This window comes from Aeromonas sp. 9A, from assembly GCF_963900955.1.
Classification (GTDB): domain Bacteria; phylum Pseudomonadota; class Gammaproteobacteria; order Enterobacterales; family Aeromonadaceae; genus Aeromonas; species Aeromonas salmonicida.
In genome coordinates, this window is record NZ_CAWRFG010000001.1 from 413,916 (window position 1) to 436,963 (window position 23,048).

General features: G+C 61.1%; 24 protein-coding genes. 13 read left to right on the top strand and 11 right to left on the bottom strand.

Annotated elements, in window-relative coordinates; translation table 11 throughout:
• Positions 1-52 precede the first annotated feature (52 nt).
• Together AACX78_RS02015 and cyaY are read right to left on the bottom strand one after the other, a co-directional pair.
• A complete protein-coding gene (locus AACX78_RS02015) occupies positions 53-706 on the bottom strand; it encodes an alpha/beta hydrolase (RefSeq protein ID WP_159165240.1) in 654 nt (217 codons plus the stop codon).
• Positions 703-1,017 (bottom strand): iron donor protein CyaY, encoded by a 315-nt coding sequence (gene cyaY / locus AACX78_RS02020; RefSeq protein ID WP_005316166.1) that lies wholly within the window; start codon positions 1,015-1,017, stop codon positions 703-705. The genes AACX78_RS02015 and cyaY overlap by 4 nt, the downstream gene beginning before the upstream one ends.
• A gap of 73 nt (positions 1,018-1,090) precedes the next feature.
• Between cyaY and lptM the strand changes: the two genes are divergently transcribed.
• The 6 genes from lptM (at position 1,091) to AACX78_RS02050 (ending at position 6,092) form a co-directional block, all read left to right on the top strand.
• Positions 1,091-1,267, top strand: coding sequence for an LPS translocon maturation chaperone LptM (gene lptM / locus AACX78_RS02025; RefSeq protein ID WP_073531790.1), 177 nt, complete (start codon positions 1,091-1,093; stop codon positions 1,265-1,267).
• A 20-nt stretch (positions 1,268-1,287) separates the two neighbouring features.
• Entirely contained in the window at positions 1,288-2,538 is a 1,251-nt protein-coding gene (gene lysA, locus AACX78_RS02030; RefSeq protein ID WP_005316164.1) for a diaminopimelate decarboxylase, read from the top strand.
• Between the two features lie 182 nt (positions 2,539-2,720).
• Positions 2,721-3,551, top strand: a complete 831-nt coding sequence (gene dapF, locus AACX78_RS02035) for a diaminopimelate epimerase (RefSeq protein WP_011899114.1) — start codon at positions 2,721-2,723, stop codon at positions 3,549-3,551.
• Positions 3,552-3,633: 82 nt separating this feature from the next.
• Positions 3,634-4,314 carry a DUF484 family protein gene (locus tag AACX78_RS02040; protein ID WP_005316158.1) on the top strand — a complete coding sequence of 227 codons (681 nt, stop codon included), beginning with the start codon at positions 3,634-3,636 and terminating at the stop codon, positions 4,312-4,314.
• The gene (gene xerC, locus AACX78_RS02045; protein ID WP_159165241.1) at positions 4,307-5,275 is read left to right on the top strand and encodes a tyrosine recombinase XerC; all 969 of its coding nucleotides are present in this window, start codon (positions 4,307-4,309) and stop codon (positions 5,273-5,275) included. Before AACX78_RS02040 ends, xerC begins: the two co-directional genes overlap by 8 nt.
• Positions 5,276-5,381: 106 nt before the next feature.
• On the top strand, positions 5,382-6,092 hold the full coding sequence (locus AACX78_RS02050; protein WP_159165242.1) for an HAD-IA family hydrolase: 711 nt from the start codon (positions 5,382-5,384) through the stop codon (positions 6,090-6,092).
• A 29-nt stretch (positions 6,093-6,121) separates the two neighbouring features.
• Here AACX78_RS02050 and AACX78_RS02055 read toward each other — a convergent pair whose 3' ends face one another.
• Both AACX78_RS02055 and AACX78_RS02060 read right to left on the bottom strand, forming a co-directional pair.
• Positions 6,122-6,520 (bottom strand): STY0301 family protein, encoded by a 399-nt coding sequence (locus AACX78_RS02055; protein WP_159165243.1) that lies wholly within the window; start codon positions 6,518-6,520, stop codon positions 6,122-6,124.
• A gap of 41 nt (positions 6,521-6,561) precedes the next feature.
• Entirely contained in the window at positions 6,562-8,088 is a 1,527-nt protein-coding gene (locus AACX78_RS02060) for a mechanosensitive ion channel family protein (protein WP_159165244.1), read from the bottom strand.
• A 115-nt stretch (positions 8,089-8,203) separates the two neighbouring features.
• Between AACX78_RS02060 and AACX78_RS02065 the strand changes: the two genes are divergently transcribed.
• A complete protein-coding gene (locus AACX78_RS02065) occupies positions 8,204-8,617 on the top strand; it encodes a hypothetical protein (RefSeq protein WP_192873393.1) in 414 nt (137 codons plus the stop codon).
• On the opposite strand, the gene AACX78_RS02070 is transcribed toward AACX78_RS02065, so the two are convergent.
• From AACX78_RS02070 to AACX78_RS02080, 3 genes are all read right to left on the bottom strand, one after another.
• Positions 8,614-9,393, bottom strand: a complete 780-nt coding sequence (locus AACX78_RS02070) for a gamma-glutamyl-gamma-aminobutyrate hydrolase family protein (protein WP_159165245.1) — start codon at positions 9,391-9,393, stop codon at positions 8,614-8,616. The two genes, AACX78_RS02065 and AACX78_RS02070, sit on opposite strands and share 4 nt — an antisense overlap.
• 366 nt (positions 9,394-9,759) lie before the next feature.
• Entirely contained in the window at positions 9,760-10,569 is an 810-nt protein-coding gene (yidA, locus tag AACX78_RS02075; RefSeq protein WP_159165246.1) for a sugar-phosphatase, read from the bottom strand.
• A 169-nt stretch (positions 10,570-10,738) separates the two neighbouring features.
• Positions 10,739-12,406, bottom strand: a complete 1,668-nt coding sequence (locus tag AACX78_RS02080; protein ID WP_321167790.1) for a DUF342 domain-containing protein — start codon at positions 12,404-12,406, stop codon at positions 10,739-10,741.
• Between the two features lie 288 nt (positions 12,407-12,694).
• On the opposite strand from AACX78_RS02080, the gene AACX78_RS02085 reads away from it, so the two are divergent.
• Genes AACX78_RS02085 through AACX78_RS02095 form a run of 3 tightly spaced genes read left to right on the top strand, consistent with a single transcriptional unit; the run spans position 12,695 to position 15,682 of the window.
• Complete coding sequence (locus AACX78_RS02085; protein ID WP_159165247.1) at positions 12,695-13,669, top strand: HlyD family secretion protein; 975 nt, start codon at positions 12,695-12,697, stop codon at positions 13,667-13,669.
• Positions 13,662-14,591: an ABC transporter ATP-binding protein gene (locus AACX78_RS02090; protein WP_159165248.1), complete on the top strand. Its 930-nt coding sequence runs from the start codon at positions 13,662-13,664 to the stop codon at positions 14,589-14,591. Before AACX78_RS02085 ends, AACX78_RS02090 begins: the two co-directional genes overlap by 8 nt.
• Complete coding sequence (locus AACX78_RS02095) at positions 14,588-15,682, top strand: ABC transporter permease (RefSeq protein ID WP_159165249.1); 1,095 nt, start codon at positions 14,588-14,590, stop codon at positions 15,680-15,682. The genes AACX78_RS02090 and AACX78_RS02095 overlap by 4 nt, the downstream gene beginning before the upstream one ends.
• A gap of 44 nt (positions 15,683-15,726) precedes the next feature.
• Here the strand turns inward: AACX78_RS02095 and AACX78_RS02100 are convergent, their stop codons facing one another.
• Entirely contained in the window at positions 15,727-16,890 is a 1,164-nt protein-coding gene (locus tag AACX78_RS02100; RefSeq protein WP_159165250.1) for a CinA family nicotinamide mononucleotide deamidase-related protein, read from the bottom strand.
• 58 nt (positions 16,891-16,948) lie between these two features.
• Positions 16,949-18,187 (bottom strand): HD-GYP domain-containing protein, encoded by a 1,239-nt coding sequence (locus AACX78_RS02105; RefSeq protein ID WP_201302753.1) that lies wholly within the window; start codon positions 18,185-18,187, stop codon positions 16,949-16,951.
• 145 nt (positions 18,188-18,332) lie between these two features.
• On the opposite strand from AACX78_RS02105, the gene metA reads away from it, so the two are divergent.
• The gene (gene metA / locus AACX78_RS02110) at positions 18,333-19,277 is read left to right on the top strand and encodes a homoserine O-acetyltransferase MetA (RefSeq protein ID WP_159165252.1); all 945 of its coding nucleotides are present in this window, start codon (positions 18,333-18,335) and stop codon (positions 19,275-19,277) included.
• A gap of 15 nt (positions 19,278-19,292) precedes the next feature.
• Here metA and AACX78_RS02115 read toward each other — a convergent pair whose 3' ends face one another.
• The gene (locus tag AACX78_RS02115; RefSeq protein ID WP_201302754.1) at positions 19,293-19,811 is read right to left on the bottom strand and encodes a cyclin-dependent kinase inhibitor 3 family protein; all 519 of its coding nucleotides are present in this window, start codon (positions 19,809-19,811) and stop codon (positions 19,293-19,295) included.
• Between the two features lie 158 nt (positions 19,812-19,969).
• Between AACX78_RS02115 and AACX78_RS02120 the strand changes: the two genes are divergently transcribed.
• Positions 19,970-20,440 carry an Lrp/AsnC family transcriptional regulator gene (locus AACX78_RS02120; protein ID WP_021138960.1) on the top strand — a complete coding sequence of 157 codons (471 nt, stop codon included), beginning with the start codon at positions 19,970-19,972 and terminating at the stop codon, positions 20,438-20,440.
• Between the two features lie 64 nt (positions 20,441-20,504).
• Here AACX78_RS02120 and AACX78_RS02125 read toward each other — a convergent pair whose 3' ends face one another.
• Positions 20,505-22,469 carry an LTA synthase family protein gene (locus AACX78_RS02125; RefSeq protein ID WP_159165254.1) on the bottom strand — a complete coding sequence of 655 codons (1,965 nt, stop codon included), beginning with the start codon at positions 22,467-22,469 and terminating at the stop codon, positions 20,505-20,507.
• A 259-nt stretch (positions 22,470-22,728) separates the two neighbouring features.
• On the opposite strand from AACX78_RS02125, the gene AACX78_RS02130 reads away from it, so the two are divergent.
• Positions 22,729-22,986 (top strand): DUF2442 domain-containing protein, encoded by a 258-nt coding sequence (locus tag AACX78_RS02130; protein WP_021138962.1) that lies wholly within the window; start codon positions 22,729-22,731, stop codon positions 22,984-22,986.
• Positions 22,987-23,048 lie beyond the last annotated feature (62 nt).

Here is a 23,048-nt window from a genome sequence, read left to right on the forward strand (position 1 = left end):
ATATAAAGCGGCCTGCAGAAGCAGGCCGTTGTTTTATCCGTCGTGAACCCGATCAGGCACTGAGGCGGGCCAGCAGCCAGTGACGGATGTCGTCAAGCTGGGGGCGGCAGATCTCGTGGCGCATCGGGTATTCGTGCCACTCGAGGGTGAGCCCCGCCGCTTCCAGCCGGTTCTTGGCATCCCAGCCCATGGAGAGATTCACCACGTCGTCATAGATGCCGTGCATGTAGCAGATGGGCAGGGCGCGGGTGACCTCGTTCATCTCGGCCAGCAGGGCATCTGGCGCAGCCAGATAGGTGGACATGCAGAGCAGGCCAGCCAGCCGAACCGGATGGCGCAGGGCGGTAAAGGAGGCGATCACTCCGCCCTGGGAGAAGCCAGCCAGCAGGATGCGCTCTGGGGCAAACCCTTCGGCCACCAGCTGGTCCAGCAGGGCGGCGATACGAGTGGCGGATTCACGCACATGGGACTCAACGGCGCGGTCCGCCGGATTGTCGAAGCTCTTGATGTCGTACCAGCCGCGCATCTTGTAGCCCATGTTGATGGTGATGGGCCGCTCGGGCGCGTCGGGCAGCAGATGACGAACCGGCAGGTCGGCAGGCAAGTCCAGTGCGTCCACCAGCGGGGCCAGCCCGGCCCCGGAATCCCCCAGCCCGTGCAGCCAGATCACGGCTTGGCGGGCGTCCTGTGGATAAATGTCAATCATGGGAATACCACTGACTCACCTGCCTGGGTGGTGCAGGCTTTGGTCAGCAGCGCCTTGAGCTCATGGCCGAAGCGGTTGTCGATCCAGGTTTCCCCTTGCAGCTCGAAGTGGAAACCGTTCTCGCGGGTGGCGACCCAGATCTGGTGCAGGGGCTCCTGCTTGTTGATGATGACCTTGGTCTTGTTCTCGAACGACAGGGTCAAGACCCCACCGGCACGTTCACAGTCAATATCCGGATATCCTGCGTCGACAGTGTCTTCCACATATTGGAAAAAGGCGTCGGTCAGGGCGTGATACTCGTGATCCTTCATCGGTTTATCCTGTTGCTTTTAACAATGTGAGTGCGATTATAGAGGGCCAAAAATTTTTTCGCAGCGAACCATTATGATTACCCAGCTTACCAAGTGTCTGCTCGCCACTCTTCTGTCTCTTGGTTTGGCCGCGTGTGGCCTGACGGGACCGCTTTACATGCCGCCTCCCGAGCAGCCCCAGACCGAGAGTACACCGCAAGCACAGACGCCTGCGACCGTTGAAGCTGCCCCAGAGGCCGCGCCGCAATAATTTAGGAAGGAACCGCCCCCTTGGATCACTTTAACTACGATGCCGACGGCCAGCTTCAGGCCGAGCAAACCTCGCTGCAACACCTTGCCGAGCAATACGGCACCCCGCTGTACGTATACTCCCGTGCGACCCTGGAACGCCACTGGCATGCCTTCGATCAGGCAGCGGGCGATATTCCCCATCTGATCTGCTATGCGGTCAAGGCCAACTCCAATCTGGCGCTGCTCAACCTGCTGGCCCGCCTGGGCTCGGGTTTTGACATCGTCTCCGGCGGCGAGTTGTCGCGGGTACTGGCGGCGGGCGGTGATCCGGCCAAGGTGGTTTTCTCCGGCGTGGCCAAGAGCGAAGCCGAGATGCGGCTGGCGCTGGATAAAGAGATCCTCTGTTTCAACCTGGAGTCGGAAGCCGAACTGGAGCGTCTGAACCGGGTGGCGGGCAGCATGGGCAAGAAGGCCCGAGTCTCGGTGCGGGTCAACCCCGACATCGACGCCGGTACTCATCCCTATATCTCCACCGGCCTCAAGCAGAACAAATTCGGCATCCCCATCGAGCAGGCGCCTGCCATCTATCGCAAGGCGGCGGCCATGGCCAACATAGAGATCAAGGGGGTGGATTGCCACATCGGTTCCCAGCTGACCGAACTCAACCCCTTCATGGAGGCGGCCGACAAGCTGCTGCGCCTGATCGATACCCTGGCGGCGGAAGGCATTCACATCCATCACCTGGACGTGGGCGGCGGCCTCGGGGTCAACTATGGTGCCGAGCAGCCACCTCATCCCACCGAGTATGCCGAGGCGCTCAAGCAAAAGCTGGCGGGTAGGGATCTGACCCTGCTGTTCGAACCGGGCCGAGCCATCGTTGCCAACGCCGGTGTGCTGCTGACCCGGGTGGAGTACCTGAAGCCGGGTGAAACTCGCAACTTTGCCCTGATCGATGCCGGCATGAACGACCTGCTGCGCCCCTCTCTTTACGGCGCCTGGATGAACATCATAGAGGTGGACAGCCGCACGGCCCATGAGAAGGCGCTGTATGACGTGGTCGGCCCGGTCTGCGAGACCGGCGACTTCCTCGGCAAGGAGCGCACCCTGGCCATCGCCGAGGGCTCCCTGCTGGCGGTACGCTCCGCCGGTGCCTATGGCTTTACCATGTCATCCAACTACAACACTCGTCCGCGTGCGGCCGAGGTGCTGGTGGATGGCACCCAATCCTTCCTCATCAGAGAGCGCGAGCAGTTGGCCGATCTCTGGCGTGGTGAGCATCTACTGCCCTGAACACAGGAAGGCACCACGGCGACTGGATTTTCCAGATGCGTCTCTGTGTGCGTTGAACGCGCGAGCAGTTGACCGATTGCCGGTGTTGCGAGCATTGACGGCCCTGATAGCAGGGGAACGCACGATTGAGCGGATCGCTGGTGCGCCGAGCATTTACTGCCTAAAGGGTACAGGAACGCACTATGTTGATAGATTTTTCCAAGATGCATGGGCTGGGCAACGACTTCATGGTGGTGGATGGTGTCACCCAGAAGGTGTTTTTCAGCAATGACGTCATCAAGAAGCTGGCGGATCGCCACTTCGGGATCGGTTTTGACCAGCTGTTGTTGGTGGAGCCGCCCTATGACCCTGAACTCGACTTCCACTATCGCATCTTCAATGCCGATGGCAGCGAGGTGGAGCAGTGCGGCAATGGTGCCCGCTGTTTCGCCCGTTTCGTGCGCCTCAAGGGGCTGATCAACCGGGATCGCATTGCGGTCAGCACGGCCCGTGGCCGCATTAGCCTGCAGCTGGAAGGAGAGAATCAGGTCACGGTCAACATGGGGGTTCCCCAGTTTGAGCCGGGCAAGATCCCGTTTCGGGCCCAGAAGGCGGAAAAAACCTATCTGTTGCGGGCACAAGAGCATACTGTGATGTGTGGTGTGGTCTCGATGGGCAACCCCCACTGCGTCATTGAAGTTCCGTCGGTGGCCGATGCGCCGGTGGAGACTCTGGGTGCCATCATGGAGCGGCACGAGCGTTTCCCCGAACGGGTCAACGTCGGCTTCATGGAGATGGTCAACGCCACCGAGATCCGTTTGCGGGTATTCGAGCGCGGTGTGGGGGAGACCCTGGCCTGCGGTACCGGTGCCTGTGCGGCGGCGGTGATTGGCATCAGTCAGGGCAAGCTCAAGGAGCGGGTCACCGTCAGTCTGCCGGGTGGCAAGCTGACCATCGCCTGGAAGGGGCCGGGTCAGCCGGTCTATATGACGGGCCCGGCCGAGCATGTATTCGACGGCCAGATAGAGTTATAGGCATGACGAGGGCGCAAGCCCTCTCTGCTGCGCGATAATGTCAGGGCCCAGTGCCCTTTTTCTGTAATGGACCAACCAATTTATGAGCGAACTCAAACGGCAGGAGCCACTGGTGGATGAAGCCACAGTGCTGGAGTACCTGGCCCGTTATCCCGAGTTTTTCCAGCGCCACGCGGCCATGTTGGACCGGATCCGCATTCCCCATGAACGCAAAGGCTCGGTCTCTCTGGTTGAACGCCAGATGGACAGGCAGCGGGAGCGCATCGAGCAGCTGGAGCAGGAGATCACCGAGTTGATGGGGATTGCCAGCGAGAACGAGCGGATCTTCCGGGTCTATGCCGACCTCTACGGCGAGCTCTATGGTTGCCAGTCTCTGTTCGAGGTGAGTGCCGTGATGGGCAAGGCGTTCGTGCAGCGGCTGCGGCTGACCGGCCTGCGGCTCTGGCTCAGCCCGAAGAAATTCCAGTTGAGCGGCCCCGAGCTGCGCTTCATGGCGGACGGCAAGCAACTCGAGCAACTGCTGGGTCAACGGCTGCCGGGGCAGGATTACTATTTTGGCCGCCTCAACCAGAGTGAGAAGCAGGCCTTGTTTGGCCACGATGTGCTGGTCAACTCCGTGGCTCTGATGCGGCTCGGCGATCTCGGCGTGCTGGCCTTTGCCAGTTCCGATCCCAGCCACTTCAGCCCCCATAACGACACCCTGCTGCTGGGTCAGCTGGGTCGCTTGTTGCAGTTGCGTCTGCCTGAACTGACCCATGGCTAGGGAACCGGCCAAAGCGTCTCTCCCTGCCGCCGAGCCTCTGCCAGCCTCTCTGGCCGATGAGCTGGCGGCCTTTATCGAATACCTGAGGGTCGAGCGCCAGCTCAGCCCTCACACTCGCAGCAACTATGAATCCCATCTGCAGGCCATGGCCACCGAGCTGGTCAGGCTGGGTGTAAGCGACTGGGCCCGGCTCGAGGCGAGCCAGGTGCGCAGTCTGGTGACCCGGATGCACAAGGCCGGGCTCGCTCCCCGCTCCCTTTCTACCAAGATCTCCGCCTTGCGCAGTTTCTGCGACTGGCAGGTGCGCCAGGGACGGCTCACCGCCAACCCGGCCCGTGGCATAGTGACCCCCAAGCAGGGGCGACCGCTGCCGAAAAATCTGGATGTGGACGAGATGTACCAGTTGCTCAACATCACAGACGAGCAGGATCCCCTGGCGGTACGGGATCGGGCCATCATGGAGCTGATGTACTCTTCCGGCCTGCGGCTGGCCGAGCTGGTGGGGCTCAATCTGGGTGACATCAAGCTCGATGACCGTCAGCTCAAGGTGACCGGCAAGGGCTCGCGGGAGCGGGTGCTGCCCATGGGAAGAATGGCGGTGGAGTGGCTGCACAAGTGGCTCAAGGTACGCCATCTGCTGGCGGGGGACGAGGCCGACGCCTTGTTCGTCTCCAAGCGCAAACAGCGGCTGTCGGCCCGTTCCGTACAGGAGCGGCTCGATGGCTGGGGCAACAAGCAGGCGCTCAATGCCCACGTCCATCCCCACAAGCTGCGCCACAGCTTCGCTACCCACATGCTGGAGTCCTCCGGCGATCTGCGTGCCGTGCAGGAGCTGCTGGGTCATGCGGATCTCTCCACTACCCAGATCTATACCCATCTCGACTTTCAGCATCTGGCCAAGGTCTATGACAATGCTCACCCAAGAGCAAAGCGGGATCCTGCCACGCCGGAAGATGAGTGACCTTTACCTCTGTGAAGGAGTGTCTGCGGTTATCTGAACATCCACGCCGCCAGGGTGCCGGAAGATGAACAAGGGGGCTTGATAACCCCGCAGTGAAGGAGCATGAATGCATTTTTATCGCCGTTGGCAGCCGGTTGCTGCCATCTCGTTCGACCTCGATGACACCCTCTACGACAACGGCCCGGCCATTGAACGGGCCGAGCAGTGGATGCTTGAGCATCTGCGCAGCGAATACCTGGCGACCGCCATGCTGGACAAGCCGCGCTGGCTGGATCTCAAACGCACCATGCTGATCGCCCATCCCGAGCTGCGCCAGGATGTCAGTCTGGCGCGCCAGCGGACCATTCATGAGGCCATGTTGCAGGGCGGCATGGCGGCAGCCATCGCCAGTCGCGAGGCGGAGCAGGTCTTCGCCGGCTTTCTCGCCGAACGCTCAAAGATTGAAGTGAGTGACGCGGCCCATGAGTTGCTGGCACGACTGGCCGAGCGCTATCCGCTGGTGGTGATCACCAATGGCAATCTGGACCTGACCCAGGCCGGGCTGAATGATTACTTCACCCTGGTCTGCAAGGCGGGGGCGGGTGCCAGGATGAAACCGGCGCCGGACATGTTTGTCCAGGCGCAGGCCGCCCTCAAGCTGGCACCAGACCGGATACTGCACGTGGGGGATCATTCAGTGACGGATGTGCTGGGCGCCCGCCTGCACGGCTTTCGCGCCGCCTGGCTCAATGACCGCCAGCGCTCCTGGCGGCAGTTGCCATTGTTGCCGGATGTGGAACTGAACGGACTGGGAGAGCTGGCAGACCTGCTGCTCTGATCGTTTTCTCCGGCTGCTGTTAGCGGCCCTTATTGACGGCAAATCAGTCCGCGCAGCTGGTCATGGTCGGTCTGGTTGACGCGGCAGTAGTTGATGCCCGGGGGGAGCGCCTGCTGCAAGGTGATGGCTGTGCCTCCATAGTGGCAGACCAGATAAAATGGTTGCGGATTGCGGCTGTCCAGACTCCAGTAGTGAGTCTCGTCGTTGTCACCATTGTCCGGTTTGAGCTGGGCAAGCTCGCCCGGATCACCATCGAACAGGGCCAGGTTATCCAGCCTGTGGCTCAGGGTCTGGCCCGCTTCTCCCTGGTTGTTCCGGGCCACGGCTTGCCAGCCGAGAGGCTGGCTCAGCAGCTGCTGGCGGGTGTCTATGGCTGGCGGGCAGTCAAATCGCAGACTGGCGCTCAAAGCCAGTGCGGTCAGTAACATTGTGTGGGGTCTCCCGGCATTATGTGGTGCCCCATGCTACGTCATCCTCCACTGAACAGCTTCATCAGTTTATTGAGCAGATCACGCGGCTGCGGCGGTTGCTTCATGGACTCCGCCTCCCTTGCCAACAGTGTCTGCTGCTCCTGCTCGCGACTGCTCAGCACCCGATAGAGCGGCTCGACCAGAGACTCCCTGTGCATCACCAGCTCCTGGAACATGGCCTGATTGATGCGGTAGGTTTCAACGGTGCCGAGTGCCCGCACCGTGAATGGACTGGGGTCGCCGGTGAGCAGGCTCAGCTCGCCGAAGAAGTCGCCGGTGTTGAGGGTGCCGAGCGGCAATTCACGCCCCTCCACTTTGACCAGCATTTCAGCTTCTCCTTTGACCAGCACGAACAGCCAGCTGGAAACCTCCCCCTGCTCCAGCATGATGTCGCCACTGACGAAGGGGGCGAATTTGACCTGATCGGCGAGCTGGATCAGCTCATCCTCCTGCAACATGGCAAACAGCGGCAACTTGCGCAGGGTGGCGGTGCGCTCGACTGTGTGGCGCTTGTGGCGGGCATCCTGATGCTGTTTCTCCTTGGCCATGAAGACATTGAAAATGGGGGGTGTGAGACGCCGGTCGTTACGGCGCAGGGCGGCATCGATCAGGCTGCGCACCATGGAATCGGTCGGGTCGTCCCGCGCCAGGTCGGTCAGCCAGTAGCGAACGGCATAACGGGCAATTCCCCCTTCCACATTCATCAACAGACAGTCGGGTTGAGGATATTTGGCCACACAGGGCAGATTGGTTTCCCGCAAGGACTTCTCGATCAGGGCGATGATCTGGGTCGGCAATGTATCCAGGGTCAGATCGAACCAGACCCAGCGCCGCCATTGGAGGGGGGCATTTTGTCGCCGTCCCAGCACGGTGAAACGCTGCTTGAGCAAGTGGCTGTTGGGGATCACCACGGTTTCCCAGTTGCGGGTCTCCATGGTGGTGGCGCGCCAGTTGATCTCCACCACCCGGCCCTGGATGGCTTCCACCTGCAACCAGTCACCGATGGCGATGGAGTTGTCCAGCTGGATGGAGACTCCAGCCAGCAGGTTGCCCAGTGTGTCCTGCATGGAGAAGGCGATGATGGCGGTGATGACGGCCGAGGTGGTGACTATCTCGCCAAGGGCCATGCCGGAAGCGTATAGCCGGAACAGGCACCAGCTGATGTAGCCGACGGTGATGACGATGTCCGCTATGATGCGCGGTATGCGGATCTGGCACAGGGGCAGCAGAAACTGGAACAGCAGTATGCCCCAGACCTTCACCAGCACCAGACCGGCCAGCAGACTGGAGATCTCCACCAGCCAGTGATGGGGTAGCGGCAGGCGGAACCAGCCTCCCTCGAACTGGATCAGCAGGATCACGACCATGCTCATCATGACGAAGCCGAGCTCGGAAATCAGCTCGCGCCGCCGCCCCGGGCTGCGCAGAAAATGGGTGATGAGCAAGAACAGGGTCAGCAGGGTCCAGAACGGGTGTTCGCCAATCCATTGCAAGGTAGGTAGGGCAACGAAATTATCGCTAAACATAACAGCCCCTTATCGTTGGATATTTCCAGCATAGCTGGTTAGACAAGGGTAAAGGGTGCGCTGGCGACACGATTTATTTATGCTGTTGTCAGTCTCGACAGGAGAGTGTGACTTGGTGCAATTAACAAAGAAAATCATCTGCTTGGTGGCATTGTTGCCACTGGCTGGATGCGATCTGTTCACTGACAGATACAGGGTCGAGTTCAGGGATGGATCCTGGCGCGAGATTGCCATTACCCCTTTCTCCGACGAGGCCCGCTGGCTTGAGGGGTGTGCCACCGGCGAGGTGCTGACCGACATGACGCTGCCACTGAAGCGGGGCAAGGTGGTGGATGGTCGTGAACAGATGCTCATTGGTGGCGAGCTGTTCGAGCTCGACGATGACAACCTTTATCGCAGCAACGGCATGGTGTTTGGCCACACGCCGGATCATATCCAGCGTGGGCTCAAGGGCATGGATGTGTGCAGCACTATGCGTCCCGAGCGCGGTGGCTTGCCCAAGCTCAAGCCGCGTGGGTTCGGTGACTAGTTGTCGGGAGTGGCATCACGGCGTTGGCGGCAGGCATCACCAAAGGCCTGGAAGATCTTGATGGAGTGGGGATTTTCGGTCGCCTTCCACTCAGGATGCCACTGTACCGCCAGCAGGAATGGGGAGAGGGTGGGGGCATGAATGGCCTCGACCAGCCCGTCTTCGGCATGGGCCAGCGGCTCAAGCCCCTTTGCCAGCGTCTTGATCCCCTGTCCATGCAGCGAGTTGACGGGGATAGCAGGTTGCCCCATCAGATCTGCAAACCAGCTGCCGGGCACTAGTTCAACCTGGTGACTCTCCCCGTACTGTTCATCGACCGGATCGTCTGAATCTTCCCTGTGGTCGTCAAAGCCGGGTTCGCTATAGACCTTCTGGTGTATGTCGCCCCCGAGGGCCACGTTGATCTCCTGCATGCCGCGACAGATCCCGAGGATTGGCAGACCGCGATCGAGAGCGGCACGTACCAGCGGAATGTCGAACAGATCCCTGTCTCTGTCCTGCTGCTTCTCCGGGGTAAGGTTCTCCTGGCCATAGAGGGCAGGATCTATGTTGGATCCGGCGCCGCTCAGATAGACGCCATCGGCCAGATCCAGATACTGCGCCAGGTCTTCTGTTCCGCAGCAGGTGGGGACCAGTAGTGGCACACAGCCACTGATGTCCACCAGGGGGGTGATGTATTTGTGGGTCATCACCTGATAGGCATGACCGTTGCGGGGTTGGGCGCCCATTGTCATCAGTACGACGGGTTTACGCGGGGTGTGGGGGATGCGAGTCATGATTCACCTTGGCTATCCTTTGCGGTCCTGCGCCTTGGGAAGGCCCTTGCTGCCAGCGAGAAGGCAAGGGCATGCCTCAAGGCATGGTCGTGGGATCAGGGTCGTGCCGCAGTACCAGAATCGTCGGTCAGCCTGGGCAATGACGGCCTGGATCCTGATCTCAGTCTGCCAAGGCCGTTCAATATGTCAAACGAAATGATACTGAAATGTTAATCGCCATGATCGACACACAGGCTTGAGTCCCTTTTATAGAGGCTTTGACGGGATGCAGTGGGTATGAAGGGGATACTTGTGGTGGATATATTAAACATCTGGTCAGGTTGGCCAGATAGCAGAAGGGGCCCTGGTGGAGGCCCCTTGTTTGGCTCAGGCGTTCAGGATGAACCGTTCGATCACTTGGGCGACGCCATCCTCGTCGTTGCGACCCGTGATGTGTTGGGCCAGCGCCTTGATTTCATCAGTGGCGTTGCCCATGGCCACGCCCAGTCCGGCGTATTCAATCATGTGATGGTCGTTGCCTGCATCCCCCACGGCGATGACCTGGGAGGCGTCAAGGCCCAGATGTTCGGCCAGTGCGGCGACTCCTGTGCCCTTGTTGCTCTGCTTGTTCATGAATTCGAGGAAGAAGGGGGCGCTCTGCACCACAGTGTAGCGCTGGTACAGTTCGGTTGGCAGGCGTTCGATAGCGCGGGAGAGCCGGGGTGGCTCGTCGATCATCATCACCTTCATGATCTGTTCGTCGGCCGCCAGAGTGGCAAAATCGATCAGATTGATGGGCATGCCGATGAGGCGGGATTCGTGCTCTGTATAGGTGCTGACTCTGGGACTGATGAGGCCCTGACTGACCGAGAAGCCGTGTACGTTCACCTCCAGCTCGTCGGCCAGTCTGGCGATGGCGCTGGCGTCGCTTCCGGTGAGCAGCTGGCTGCGAATGATGCGCTGGTCGGCAACCTGCTGCACCAGAGCGCCGTTGTAACAGATGACGTAGTCATCCTGCCCCGTGAGGCCGAGCTCTGCCAGATAGCGGCTCATCCCTTCCAGCGGGCGGCCCGAGGCAAGCACCACTGTCACTCCCTTGGCGCGGGCGGCGGCAATGGCGGCGTGGGTGCGGGGTGAAATCTGGCCCTGGGGGTTCAGCAGGGTGCCATCCATATCCAATGCGATCAGCTTGTACATCTCTCACTACCTGAAGTCTGGCTGGCCCGCCCTATGGGGCCAATGGGAGGCCGAGTGTAGCGAAAATCGCCGTCTTGATCACGGATTGACGGGATGGATTCCGAGTATTGGGCGCCCGCTCGCAAGGTGGAAGGGCGATGAGGAGAGGGCCGGTTGTCTCCGGCCAGGGTCATTTTTGCGGTACGTAAGGGGTCAGCTGCACCTGATCTTCGCGAATGGCAAAGTGGATGGGGCCATGCTCGATATCGACCCGGCAGTGATAGTGGGCCATCTCCACCTCGACTCCGGAGAAGACCCGTTGGGTGGCGATGATATCCATCTCCGCCATCAGCTTTTGCAGCTCCTCCTGAGCAGCCTCCAGCTGCTCATCCAGCAGCTTGCTCTCCTCGAGATGCTTGGTACGGATCAGCTTTATCTTCTGCAGGGTCTCGGGGTTGCGTTTGTCGCTGGGCAACTGCAACAGCTTGAGCAGCAGATCCTGCAGCTTGTCCAACTGATCCCGGCACTCCTGCTTGCGCTGGCGCAGGGCCAGCTCCTGCTCCTTGTGGGTGAAGTAGCCGCCAAGGATCTGCAACTTGGTGTGGTTGGCCGCTGAGGCGCCCAGAATGGGGGCCATGATGAGGCGATTGGCAATGCTGGTGCCGCCGAGCAGATGCCCTTTACGCATATTGGTGTCGCCCACTTTGATGTCTTGCCCGCTGCAACTGTAACAATGGTTGAGCTGGCTCTGGATCTGGATGTCGCCCCCTGCTTCCAGCTTGGCGTACTGGGCATAACTGGCGTGGATCTCGCCCTGGGCACTGAGGCGGCACAGGTATTCCCCCTGCTCGTTGCGCCGACCTATGATGCCATGGCGTACCGTTATGCTGCCGCCAGCTTCGATCTCGGCCCCTTCGATAAAACCACCGATGACGATGTCGCCACTGACCTTGACCTTCATGCCGGGCTGGACGTCGGCATTGACGATGAGCCCCCCTTCAAAGGTGATATGGCCATGGCGAGCATCCACCTGCTTGACGCTCAAGACCTCATCTACCTTCATGCCCGCTTTTTCCTTGCAGGGGAGGCCTGCCCGGCTGGCAAGCAGCAAATCCGGATCGTCAGGGGAGAGACAAGTGCCATCGCCTGCGCTCATGGTGCTGTCTTTGCCATCTTTGGCGGGCAGATCCTGGCCCGTGACGGTAAAACCGGGCACCCCCTTGGTCGCAGGGTGGCGCCGCATCAACTGGGCACCGGCTTTGACCGTGACTATGGTGCCCAGATCCCGCATGTCGACCCGGCCATTATCTTGTTCCTGGGGCTTGAGGATCCGCTCGGCGGGTGTCTCCACCAGCAGCTCCAGATGGGTGTCCTTGCCATTGACCGCTGCCTGGCCCAGCGCCACCGGCAACTTGAGCAAGGAGCCCGGTGCCGCTTCCCTGGCGGTCTGTATGGCTGCGGCAATGAGCGCATCCTGAATTCCCTGGTTGGCCTCGCTGGCCTGGATTGCCAGCTCCAGCTGTTCTGTGGTGAGACACTTGCCACCCCAATCGGCGGTTATCTGGGCGACAGCGCTCATCCGGTCCTTCTCGACGATCAGCGTGACACGGGCATCGTGGCGCTGGGCGATGGGCACGGGGTTACGGGGCAGCGGGGCGGCCGGGTTGCTCAACAGGGTATTGAGCAAGCTGATGGCCTGCTTGATCCCCTCAGGCAGCGGCTGGTAGCGGCGACAGTTGGAGGCCTGCAACAACGCCAGGATGTTGCTCTCCGAAACGGGTTTGGTCAGCCCGGGCACGATGCGCAGACAGGCGTATTCCATATCGGCTGATAACAGTAACCACTCTTTGCTTAACACCCGGCTCCCTTACTCTCGTCATGATCCCCAGTGAGATCGCTTCTTGCTTCCATTTAATCGGCTTTTTATTAAAAACGCGAGTCATCAACATCACGCCGGTCTGCAGTATTCGGGTATTTCTCTTTTTGGGTCAACGCGCTAAGTACAAATGGGTGAGCTGGGACGAGGAAATCAGGGATGACAGCGGGTATGCTGACCACTCAATGAACCGGCTTGTCAGTGAGAGACGTGCCGGCCCAGCGCCCCGGAATGCCTTGTATCGGGACGAGATTGCAGGTCACGAGAGGAGTGTCGATCTTGCGTCATTGTCTGTTGCCTTTGGGCCTGTTTAGCCTGCTGACTGCCTGCCAGCCGCAGGTCTCTACCACGGCGCTCGGTACGCTGGAGCGGGATCGGGTGCTGCTGACCGCCACCGCCAGCGAGATTATCCGGGCCTTGCCGGTGGCCCAGGGGAGCATGGTGGAGGAGGGGACCCTGCTGGCAAGGCTGGACGATCGCCGCCAGCAGGCGGTGCTGGCCCGTGCCCGTGCCGGGGAGGCGCAAGCTCGTGCGGCCCTCGCCCGCATGACCAATGGCGAGCGACCGGAGGACATTGCCGCCGCCCGGGCCAGCCTCGACAAGGCGCAGGCCAATGTCAGGGAGAGCGAGCGCAACTTCGTACGTATCGACCGACTGGTGCGTCAGAAGCTGGTCAGCCCGGCGGATCTCGACAAGGCCCGCGCCCTGCGCGACGGCGCGCTGGCAGAGCAGGATGGGGCCCGCCAGCAGCTCGACAAGTTGGCCCGTGGCGTACGCAGCGAAGACATTGACGAGGCCGATGCGGCCCTGCAGGCAGCCAGTGCCGAGGTAGCGCTGGCCGAACGGGAGCTGGCGGATCTCTCCATCGTCGCCACTCGCAGTGGTCGGCTCGACAGCCTGCCATATCATATCGGCGAAAGGGTGTCGGTCGGTGCCGTGCTGGCCGCCATTCAGGCGGATCAGGCGCCCTACGCCCGGGTCTATGTGCCTGAGCCCTCCCTCGCCAGTTACCGCATCGGCCAGCCGGTGCGGGTGGTGGTGGATGGGGTGGCCGAGCCGCTCACCGGCCGGTTGCGCTGGATCTCGAAAGAACCGGCTTTCACTCCCTACTACGCCCTCAACGAACAGGACAGGGCCCGACTCGTCTATCTGGCCGAGATAGACCTGCCCGACGGGGCGCAGGATCTGCCGAGCGGCTTGCCGCTGCAGGCCGATCCCGGCGATGAGGGGCCTGCTCATGAGTGAGCTGGCGATCCGTGCCAAGGGGGTCAGCCGGCGCTTTGGCGATGTTCTGGCGGTGAACGGGCTGGATCTCTGCGTGCCCAGAGGGCAGATCCACGGTTTTCTCGGCCCCAACGGCTGCGGCAAATCCACCACACTGCGCATGCTGACCGGCCTGCTCACTCCCTCGGCGGGAGAGGTGGAGGTGTTGGGTCTGAGCATTCCGAAACAGGCCGAAGCGCTCAGGCGCCGGATTGGCTACATGACCCAGAAGTTCTCCCTCTATGACGAGCTGACGACCTGGGAAAATCTGGAGTTTATGGGGCGTATTCACGGCATGGCTGGCCAGTCGCTGACGGCGCGCCTGCACGGGTTGCTGGAAACCTATGAACTGACGTCGCTGACGCGGCAGCGGGCCGGTGCCATGAGCGGCGGCCAGAAGCAGCGGCTGGCGCTGGCGGCGGCAGTGATCCACCATCCGGACCTGTTGCTGCTCGACGAACCCACCTCGGCGGTGGATCCGCAGAACCGGCGCGATTTCTGGGAGAAACTGTTCGATCTCAGCGAAGGGGGCACCACCATACTGGTGACCACCCACTACATGGACGAGGCGGAGCGCTGCCATGCGCTGGCCATCATGGAGGCGGGGCAGGTGCGGGCCCAGGGGTCACCACAGGCGCTGATGGATGCCATGAGCATCCAGGTGGTGGAGGTACAGACCAGCGACTTGCGGTTGCTCAAGCAGCAGTTGCTGCAGCTGACACAGGTGCGATCCGCCGCCCAGCTTGGCCAGCGGTTGCGGGTGCTGGTGGACAAGGAGCTGGCTGAACCGGTTGCCTGGTTGCAGCAGGTCTGTCCGGCCTTGAGCGGGGCTGCCATGGCGTTGGTCAGGCCCAGTCTGGAGGATGTGTTTGTCAGCTGTACCGGTCAGGAGCCGGGGGTATGAACAGTCTGCGACGGCTCTGGGCTATTACCCAGAAAGAACTCAGGCAGCTGGCGCGGGACAGACTGACGTTTGGCATGGTGGTCATGATACCCCTGATCCAGCTGCTGCTGTTCGGCTACGCCATCAACACGGATGTGCGCCACATACCGGTGGGGCTGGTGGAGATGAGCCAGAGCGTGCCGGGACGGCTGCTGGTGGAGGCGGTGAAGGCGAGCCAGGTGGTGCGCATAGAACACCATTATGTGGGGGTACAGGAGGCGGAGGCCGCCCTGACCCGGGGCGAGGTGCGGGCCGTACTGGTGCTGCCTCCCGACTTGAGCCGCCGCCTCAGCGCCGGTGAGACGGCGGGCCAGTGGCTGGTGGATGGCTCGGATACCATGATAGCCGGGGCCCTGCTCGGTCTTCGCAACATGCCGCTCTCGGACCTGAAACCGGGCCTTGAATCTGCCCCACCCACTTTCGAGACAGTGCTCTACTTCAATCCGGCCCGGCGATCTGCGGTCAACATAGTGCCCGGCCTGCTCGGGGTGATCCTCACTATGACCATGATCATGTTCACTTCGGCGGCCATAGTGCGCGAACGGGAGCGCGGCAATCTGGAACTGCTCATCACTACCCCGGTCAGCTCCATGGAGCTGATGCTTGGCAAGATACTGCCCTATATCGGGGTGGGGCTGGTCCAGGTGGCCATCATACTCGGACTCGGCCACTTCATCTTTGACGTACCGATCAACGGGGCACTCAGTCAGGTGCTGCTGGCGACCCTGTTGTTTATTGCCGCCAGCCTGACTCTGGGGCTGCTCATTTCCACTCTGGCACAGACCCAGTTGCAGGCGATGCAGATGACGGTGTTCATACTGCTGCCATCCATATTGCTGTCGGGCTTCATGTTTCCCTATGAGGGGATGCCGGTGGCGGCCCAGTGGATTGCAGAGGTGCTGCCTGCCACCCACTTCATGAGGCTGATCAGGGGCATAGTGCTGCGGGGCGGGGAGCTGTCGGAGTTGCTGCCGGATGTGCTCTGGTTGGCGGGGTTCACCCTGCTGGTGCTGACCCTGGCCGCCCACAGGTTCAAGAAGAGTCTGGATTGAAGCGTACGCCGATGCCAGCTTGCGCGGGTAGCGGCGGTTGATGCCTAGCTGCTGCGCTGCGTCGTTCTGGCCAGAGTGAGGTAGTCGCCGAGCACGGGCAAGCCTTGCAGGTGGCGGCGCAGCATGTCGAGGGCGGCGAAGGCGAGGATCTTGCGTCGGCTATCGGGGTCCGGATGGTTGACCCTCACCGTCTGGCCGGTCTGCTGCCCATGAGCGCAGAGCAGCAGCGGCACGCCGTCAGCCCCCTCTTGTCCTATGGTCAGATACAAGCCCGCTGTGGTACCGGGCAGCAATGCCAGCTCGCTGGCAAGATGGGGGCTGTAGTGAGCCTCCAGCCGGGGGTGATCGTGGCAGAGCGCAAGCAGGGCACCCCGACTCTCCCCCTCCAGCAGCGTCAGCGGTTTGTCTCCCAGCAGGGTCAGGATCTGCTGCGCGGGTTCGTCATTCCCGCGTCCCACCAGCCAGGGCTGGATGGCTGCGAGCAGCCGCGCCTCGGCGGCCTCCATGTCTGCCCTGGTCGCTCCGTGGCCGATGAGTTTCAGCTCGATCAACGGCATGGCGGAGCGATAACCCAGCTCTATGCCTGCCGGCCAGGGCGCCGCATCCAGCATGTCCGAGAGGGCCGATTCCGAGATGCCGAAGCTGTAGAAACGGCGCAGCTCGGTATCGGTCTGTGCGCCAGCCAGCTGTTTGAGGCGCGGCAAAATCTGCTCGCGCACCATCTGCTTGAACTCGAACGGTACGCCCGGGGTGAAGAAGAGCTGACTCCGGCCCTGGCTGTGCATCTGACTGACCACGAAACCGCAGGCGGTGCCGACCGGGTTGTCCAGGATCTCGCACCCCTGTGGCAGCCAGGCCTGCTTGGCGTTGCTTTGCGCCATGGGGCGGCCCCGACTGGCGTAGCGCGCCTCTATGGTGGCCAGCCACTCAGGGAACAGAGTGAGCGGTTGTCCGAACGCTTCGGCTGCCGCCTGCGCTGTGAGGTCATCGGCGGTGGGGCCCAGACCGCCGCATACCAGCACCACGTCGGCGCGGCTGGCGCTCTCCTGCAGCACGGTTTTCAGGTCGGCGAGGTTGTCCCCCACTGTGGCGCGGCGGCGCACCTGCCAGCCCTGATCCAGCAGCAGGGCGCTGAGCCAGGCGGCATTGGTATCCACCACCAGCCCAGTCACTATCTCGTCTCCGGTGCTGATGATCTCGATACGCATGGGTGCTCCTTGGGCTGGGGAAGTGAACTGGGACGGCCATGCAGCATGGCCGGGGCAATCAGGGTTTGGCTTGTTCGAAGTAGTAGCTGATCCGGGTGCGTGGATTGAGGTATTCAAACACGGCTGGCGGCAGTCGCTTGGGGTGGATTACCTTGGCGATGGACAGCTCGGCCTGCTGCAGATCTATGATGACAGCCTCCTGACGAGGGATACGCGGATCGTACACCAGCACAGAGGGGTAGAGCAGGCGGGAGGCATTGACCGACATCACCAGTCCCACCTGACCGTTGGAGAGCTGCACCACGCTGCCTGGCGGGTATATGCCCATCAACCGGATCAGCATGCTGAGGTATTCAGGGTTGAACTGGGCCTTGCGCTGCTTGTAGAGGCCGCTCAGGGCCGAGTAGGGCACCTTGGCCTGCATGTGGCAGAGGTTATCGTACTCGTTGATAAGCGACACCATCTGGGTGAGCGGGTCGAGTTGCCCACCCTTGAGCCCCTCGGGCCCGCTGCCATCCAGATATTCGTGATGATGCAGCACTATGCCTTTCGCCTCGGCCGGGAAATCCTTGGCCAGATTGAGCAGATCCAGGCCGTAGCGTGAATGCTGGGCCATCAGGTTCTGCTCCGGCTTGGTGAGTGGTGCTGTCTTGCGCAGTATCTGGCTCGGGATCTTCAGCTTGCCGATGTCGTGGAACAGGGCGCCCATGCCGACCTGGCGAATTTCGTCGGCCGACATGTTGCACTCCTTGGCCAGCAGCATGCTGAGCACGCTGACGTTGAGGGAGTGGAAGTAGAGGTTGTTGCTATCTTCGCTGTCGGAGACCAGGTGCAGCACCATCTCATCCACCGCCAGCAGTTGCTCCGTCATGGCGTTGATCAGCTCCTGGGCCTCGCCGATGGCGTTGAGGGGACGGGACTGGATCTTGCTCATGACGCTGCGTACTTGCGCCAGGGATTGCTGGAACTGCTTCTCGCACTGCTGCAAATCACGACGATACTGTTGCAACTGCTCGATGCGCTGCTCTTTATCCCGCTGCATCTCGGCCTGGCGCAGCGAGGTGTCCGGCACCTCGGCAGGCTGTGCCTGGATCTGGCTCAGTGGCTTGGGCGGCGCATCACTTTTGTCCGGAATGATGGTGACCATCTTGAGCCCGAGCCGACGGATCAACTCTATCTCTTCTTCATTCTTGAGCTTGAAGCTGGAAAACAGGAAGGGGTGTTCGCGCCAACCCAGTGGCAGAGAGACGAAATTGCCGACTTGCAGTCGGTCTACGGAAATTTTGATACCTGTCATTGTCTTGGCTGCGAGAGACACACTGAGCCGTATGCTAGTCAAAGGTGGGGGTGAATACAAAAGGTATCTGATGACAGGCTGGGTGGCTTTGTTATAGGCTTCTGGATGTCCAGACATATTTACCGATGCAGTACAGGGAGTAAGCATGCCGATCAAGATCCCGGATCAGTTACCTGCCGCCGAAGTGCTGGGGCAGGAGAACATCTTCGTGATGACGGAATCCAGGGCCGTCACCCAGAACATCCGCCCATTGCGGGTGTTGATCCTCAACCTGATGCCCAAGAAGATTGAAACCGAGATCCAGCTGATGCGGATGCTCTCCAACTCGCCGCTGCAGGTGGACGTGGATCTGCTGCGGATCGACGATCGGGAGTCGAAGAACACGCCTCAGGCCCATCTCGAGAACTTCTATCACGATTTCGAGCAGGTTCGCGGCAACAACTATGACGGCATGATCATCACGGGGGCACCACTCGGGCTGGTGGAGTTCGAGGAGGTGGTCTATTGGCCGCGCATCGTCGAGATCATAGAGTGGTCCCATCAACACGTGACCTCGACCCTGTTCCTCTGCTGGGCCGTACAGGCGGCGCTCAAGGCCCTGTATGGCATGGAGAAGCAGACCCATGGCGAGAAGCTGTCCGGTGTCTATCGCCACCATCGCCTCGATGAGAACGAGCCGCTGCTGCGCGGTTTCGACGACGAGTTCGTCGCGCCTCACTCCCGCTATGCGGCCTTCGACGGGGATCTCATCCGTGCCCACACCGACCTGCAGATCTTTGCCGAGTCCGAGGAGGCGGGGGTCTACCTGGCGGCCACCAAGGATTGTCGTCAGGTATTTGTCACCGGCCACCCTGAATACGATGTGCTGACCCTGGATGGAGAGTATCAGCGGGATCTGGCGGCCGGGCTCGACCCCATCATTCCGGTCAACTACTACCCGAACAATGATCCAGCCCAGCCGCCGCGCGCCAGCTGGCGCAGCCATGGCCACCTGTTGTTTTCCAACTGGCTCAACTACTACGTCTACCAGCTCACCAGCTATCGGGTGGAAGATATCGGCAAGGTGTTTACCTACCAGCAACCCAAGTAGGGCCAGCGGTCAGGGTCAGTCGGCCTGATCCAGCCGCGTGGCCAGGGCATCCAGCCATTGGCGATGCGCCGGCAGGGTGAAGGCCTTGGGCCTGTGGGCCTTGATGGCGGCCATGGCCTCCTGTTGTGGCTGGCCGAGGGAGATCAGCAGGGCGGCCGCGACCAGACCGGTGCGGCCACTGCCCCCCTGACAGTGGATGACCAGATGCTTGCCATCGTGCAGCAGCGCGCTCAGTTGTGGCAACGCCAGCTGCCAGGCGTGTTCGAAGGCGGCATCGGGGGCCTGATCATCTTCGATGGGCAGGTGAAACCAGCGCATGCCTTCCTGCTCGACCTGACGACCGAGGTGCGCCAGATCCAGCTCTGCCAGCTCGGTGGTGGTCATGAGCGTCACTACCCCGTGGGCACCGGCAAACCTCAGCTGATCCAGCGCCAGTGGCAGCGGTACTTGCTGGGTGCCGGGGCAGGGGGTCAGCAGCAACTGGCCATCGACGCGGGGCACTTCCTGGCTCCAGAAGGGATGAGACGAGTACATAAAGGTCCTTATGAGGCCTGCAAGGGGGAGGGGGCCTGACATGGCCCGGATCCTGAGTGCGCCAAAGCATAGGGGGTGCTGCCTCTATGTCAATCTGCGTTGTGTTCGGCCCGGTTTACGGGCAGAGTCTAAAAAATTGATCGGTTCAAGGAGTTAAGATGAGAAACCTGGATCAACTGGATTTGGATATCCTGGCCCATCTGTTTCGCGATGCGGGCATGACCAACAAGGATCTGGCTGCCCTGGTCGGGGTGGCTCCGTCCACTTGCCTGGAGCGGGTGCGCAAGCTGCAGCAGGACGGGGTGCTCAAGGGGGCACATTGCGAAGTGGATCATCAGGCGCTGGGTGGCCATATCCAGGCCATGGTTTCGCTGCAACTGGCGCGCCACAGCCGCCAGATCATCGATGCCTTCCGCGATGCCATACTGGCGTTGCCCGAGGTGATCAGCCTGTTTCACATGGGTGGCAAGGATGACTTTCTGGTGCACCTCTGCGTCGCCGATACCGAGCATCTGCGCAACTTCGTGTTCGATCACTTCACTTCACGGGAAGAGGTGGTGCACCTCGAAACCTCGCTGGTGTTCGAGCACAGATTCAGCCGTTCCCTGCCCTGTTTCCTCAATATCTGATGGCATGTCTCGCCCAACATAAAACCCGCCAACTGGCGGGTTTTATGTTGTTGCGTTGGCGGGATCAGTTCAGCACTGTCCGGGTATCCGGCGCCGTCTGGTAGAGCCCTTTCTGGTAGGCCAGACTCCCCCACAGCGCCAGCCCGAGGGCGGCATCCTTCATGGCATCCGGTTGCGGTGCCGGGGTAAGCGTCTCGGTGGTGCTCTCGTAGATAAAGCCTTGCGCCGGACGTTCCGGTTGCAGGATCACCACATCCTTGCCCCGCATCAGGGCGAAGTTTTTGTCGTACTGCATGATGGCGCGCCCCGGCCAGTCGGCTGGCATGCGGGTCAGATCCTTGCCCAGCATGGGATAGTCGGCGCTTATTCCCATCAGGGAGAGCAGGGTCGGTGCCATGTCGATCTGACTGACGATGCGCGGGTCCTGCTTCGGGGCTATGCCGTCACCGACGATGACGCCGGGAATGTGGAAGCGGGGGATGGGGACCAGACTGTCACCGCCAACCCGACTGTCGTGGTCGGCGATGACCAGAAACAGGGTGTCTTTCCAGTAGTCCGATTGCTTCGCCTTCTTGAAGAACTCGCCGATGGCGTAGTCCGCGTACTTGGCGGCGTTGTTGCGGGTCTGCTTGGGCTGCTCAAAGAGCGCGATGCGATCGTCCGGGAATTCAAAGGGATCGTGGTTGCTGGAGCTGAACACCAGGCTGAAGAAGGGCTTGCCCTCCTTGTGCAGTGCCTTGAAGGTCTCGTCGGCCTTGGTCATCAGGTCCTCGTCGGAGGCGCCCCAGGAGCCCTCGAATACCGGGTTCTTGAAGTCTTTCTGCTCGACTATGGTGGTGAAGCCGTTGCCGAGGAAGAAGCTGCGCATGTTGTCGAAATGGCTCTCGCCACCATAGATGAAGCTGGTGTCGTAGCCGCGCTGCTTGAGCAGATCCGCGATGGTAAAGAAGTTGGTCTGGCTCTTGCCTAGCTTGACCACGGCCTGGGCCGGGGTCGGCGTGAAACCGGTCAGCACAGCTTCTATGCCGCGCACCGAACGGGTGCCTGTGGCGTAGAGCTGCTCGAATGCCCAACCCTGTTGCGAGAGCGCATCCAGATTGGGGGTGAGTGGCAGACCGCCGAGGGAGCCGACGAACTGGGCTCCCAGGCTCTCTTGCAACAGGATCACCAGATTCTTGGGTTGGCCGCTATAGCTGGCTTCGTTGAAGGTCTGGCTGGGCAGGGCCGTCGAGCTGAAGTCATGGGGCTCGCGGCCGCTCTCCTGGCGAATGAGGTCGAGGATCTGTTGCCGAGGCAACTGGCCATAGAACTGGCTGGCATCCTCTTCGCCCCCCATCTGCTTGATGGCGAAAAACACCGAGTAGGCGGAGTTGACGGTGAGGGCATTGATCAGAGGGTCGCTGGCAAAGGCGACCATGGCCGGATTCAGAGGGCGATGACCCAGACTGGAGCGGGCGCCGAGGAAGCCGATAGCGAGAATGAGCAGGGCGAAGGCCGGGCGCAGATACCAGCGGGGAAAGCTCAGTCCGCGCAGCAGACGACCGCTCAGCCACCAACCCCCTGACAGCACAGCCATGCTGAACAGCCCGGCGATCAGCAGTTCACCCTTGCGGCCGGCCCACAGCATGGAGAGCACCTCTTTCGGATAGATGAGGTACTCCACATAGAGGCGGTTGGGCCTAACGCCGTACTCGGTCACGAAAGAGGGAGTGGAGATCTCGAGGAAGAGCATCAGCCAGAGTCCCAGCGTCAGCCAGACCCTGATGAGCTGCAACCAGGTCCGGCCAATGGCGTGGGGCCCGGCCAGCAGCATGGTCAGCATGGCGGGGACACCCCATATCCAGCAGAGGGTCGCGATATCGACCCGCAGCCCTTGCAGCAGCATCTCTGGCCAACCTGCGACGGCATCGACCCGTTCCAGTTGCCAAACGCCGAGGCCGATTCGGCTGGCGGAGAGAGAGACAAGCGCGATAAATGAAAAAACGGCGATGGGCCAAAACGGTCCCAGCCATTGTCTGATAGTGGTCATTGTTGTTCCTACAAGCCTGTTTGCACCCGTCCTCGGGCACATTGTTTTTATATTGCAGGCTTATGACACTGAGCTTTGAGAAAGGTTGCGTGTAGTTGCCGATAAAAGGGATGTTTTGGCACGATTTATGCCTTTTATGTGACAAGACTCAGGGATTGAAGACAGCATAAATGGCTGGGAAAAGTGTGATCCGTCCTGCAAAGCAGTGCTGGGGGCTTGTTTATAATGGCGCCGAATTTTCTCAATCGGAGCCGAAGGGATGCCGGTCTTTATCGATGTGGAATATTTGCAGGGATGGCGGCTGTTTGTGGTGCTCTCCGACGGTACCACGGGAGCGCTGGATTTGGCCCCCTGGCGCACACAGCCCCTGTTTGCGGCGCTGGATTCGGAGCGGCGCTGTGCAAGGGTCTTCATCAACCGCCGTCATCAGCTGGAATGGCCCGCTGGCTGCACCCTCTCGGCCCACGAGGTGTATCACCTGATCAAACCCATCAATGAGCGGGAAGCCTTCAACTAACCCTCTTTTTTGTGAGCCACCCCCAGATTCCTGTAACTGGAATGTTTGTCCGTTTGCCTTCT

What these genes read in the sequence shown, in the direction of transcription:
- AACX78_RS02125 (WP_159165254.1), bottom strand. Translation starts at nt 22,469, where the DNA reads ATGACCACTATCAGACAATGGCTGGGACCGTTTTGGCCCATCGCCGTT.
- AACX78_RS02015 (WP_159165240.1), bottom strand. Translation starts at nt 706, where the DNA reads ATGATTGACATTTATCCACAGGACGCCCGCCAAGCCGTGATCTGGCTG.
- AACX78_RS02050 (WP_159165242.1), top strand. Translation starts at nt 5,382, where the DNA reads ATGCATTTTTATCGCCGTTGGCAGCCGGTTGCTGCCATCTCGTTCGAC.
- AACX78_RS02105 (WP_201302753.1), bottom strand. Translation starts at nt 18,187, where the DNA reads ATGACAGGTATCAAAATTTCCGTAGACCGACTGCAAGTCGGCAATTTC.
- AACX78_RS02090 (WP_159165248.1), top strand. Translation starts at nt 13,662, where the DNA reads ATGAGTGAGCTGGCGATCCGTGCCAAGGGGGTCAGCCGGCGCTTTGGC.
- lptM (WP_073531790.1), top strand. Translation starts at nt 1,091, where the DNA reads ATGATTACCCAGCTTACCAAGTGTCTGCTCGCCACTCTTCTGTCTCTT.
- AACX78_RS02130 (WP_021138962.1), top strand. Translation starts at nt 22,729, where the DNA reads ATGCCGGTCTTTATCGATGTGGAATATTTGCAGGGATGGCGGCTGTTT.
- AACX78_RS02100 (WP_159165250.1), bottom strand. Translation starts at nt 16,890, where the DNA reads ATGCGTATCGAGATCATCAGCACCGGAGACGAGATAGTGACTGGGCTG.
- AACX78_RS02115 (WP_201302754.1), bottom strand. Translation starts at nt 19,811, where the DNA reads ATGTACTCGTCTCATCCCTTCTGGAGCCAGGAAGTGCCCCGCGTCGAT.
- AACX78_RS02040 (WP_005316158.1), top strand. Translation starts at nt 3,634, where the DNA reads ATGAGCGAACTCAAACGGCAGGAGCCACTGGTGGATGAAGCCACAGTG.
- AACX78_RS02055 (WP_159165243.1), bottom strand. Translation starts at nt 6,520, where the DNA reads ATGTTACTGACCGCACTGGCTTTGAGCGCCAGTCTGCGATTTGACTGC.
- xerC (WP_159165241.1), top strand. Translation starts at nt 4,307, where the DNA reads ATGGCTAGGGAACCGGCCAAAGCGTCTCTCCCTGCCGCCGAGCCTCTG.
- dapF (WP_011899114.1), top strand. Translation starts at nt 2,721, where the DNA reads ATGTTGATAGATTTTTCCAAGATGCATGGGCTGGGCAACGACTTCATG.
- AACX78_RS02060 (WP_159165244.1), bottom strand. Translation starts at nt 8,088, where the DNA reads ATGTTTAGCGATAATTTCGTTGCCCTACCTACCTTGCAATGGATTGGC.
- AACX78_RS02120 (WP_021138960.1), top strand. Translation starts at nt 19,970, where the DNA reads ATGAGAAACCTGGATCAACTGGATTTGGATATCCTGGCCCATCTGTTT.
- cyaY (WP_005316166.1), bottom strand. Translation starts at nt 1,017, where the DNA reads ATGAAGGATCACGAGTATCACGCCCTGACCGACGCCTTTTTCCAATAT.
- yidA (WP_159165246.1), bottom strand. Translation starts at nt 10,569, where the DNA reads ATGTACAAGCTGATCGCATTGGATATGGATGGCACCCTGCTGAACCCC.
- AACX78_RS02095 (WP_159165249.1), top strand. Translation starts at nt 14,588, where the DNA reads ATGAACAGTCTGCGACGGCTCTGGGCTATTACCCAGAAAGAACTCAGG.
- AACX78_RS02070 (WP_159165245.1), bottom strand. Translation starts at nt 9,393, where the DNA reads ATGACTCGCATCCCCCACACCCCGCGTAAACCCGTCGTACTGATGACA.
- metA (WP_159165252.1), top strand. Translation starts at nt 18,333, where the DNA reads ATGCCGATCAAGATCCCGGATCAGTTACCTGCCGCCGAAGTGCTGGGG.